At 52.4% G+C, this 850-nt stretch carries 1 rRNA gene; it reads left to right on the top strand.

Features of this window, described 5'->3' with window-relative positions:
- Nucleotides 1-850 (top strand): 23S ribosomal RNA (locus HF877_RS21095); the annotation flags it as partial.

The following is an 850-nucleotide window of genomic DNA, read 5'->3' as shown; positions in this document are numbered from 1 at the left end:
AGCCTGAGAGGTGATGCGTACCCGTTGAGGGGAATTCCATGATCCTATGCTGCCGAGAAAAGCCTCTAGCGAGCTTTCACACGGCCCGTACCCCAAACCGACACAGGTGGTCAGGTAGAGAATACTAAGGCGATCGAGATAACTGTGGTTAAGGAACTCGGCAAAATGCCCCCGTAACTTCGGGAGAAGGGGGACCATGTCTGGTGATGGAATTTACTTCCTGAGCTGGGTGTGGTCGCAGAGACCAGAGAGAAGCGACTGTTTACTAAAAACACAGGTCCGTGCGAAGTCGTAAGACGATGTATACGGACTGACGCCTGCCCGGTGCTGGAAGGTTAAGAGGACCGGTTAGTCACTTCGGTGGCGAAGCTGAGAATTTAAGCCCCAGTAAACGGCGGTGGTAACTATAACCATCCTAAGGTAGCGAAATTCCTTGTCGGGTAAGTTCCGACCTGCACGAATGGCGTAACGACTTCTCTGCTGTCTCAACCACAGACTCGGCGAAATTGCATTACGAGTAAAGATGCTCGTTACGCGCGGCAGGACGAAAAGACCCCGGGACCTTCACTATAGCTTGGTATTGGTGTTCGGTTCGGTTTGTGTAGGATAGGTGGGAGACTGTGAAGCGGTGACGCCAGTTACTGTGGAGTCGTTGTTGAAATACCACTCTGATCGTATTGGATATCTAACCTCGGACCATGATCTGGTTCAGGGACAGTGCCTGGTGGGTAGTTTAACTGGGGCGGTTGCCTCCCAAAATGTAACGGAGGCGCCCAAAGGTTCCCTCAGCCTGGTTGGCAATCAGGTGTTGAGTGCAAGTGCACAAGGGAGCTTGACTGTGAGACTGACA

The organism is Rhodococcus sp. BL-253-APC-6A1W (assembly GCF_012843405.1).
In the GTDB taxonomy this organism is placed as follows: Bacteria; Actinomycetota; Actinomycetes; order Mycobacteriales; family Mycobacteriaceae; genus Rhodococcus.
Note: the sequence above shows the minus strand (reverse complement) of the source record. Positions and strands in the feature narration are given on the sequence as shown.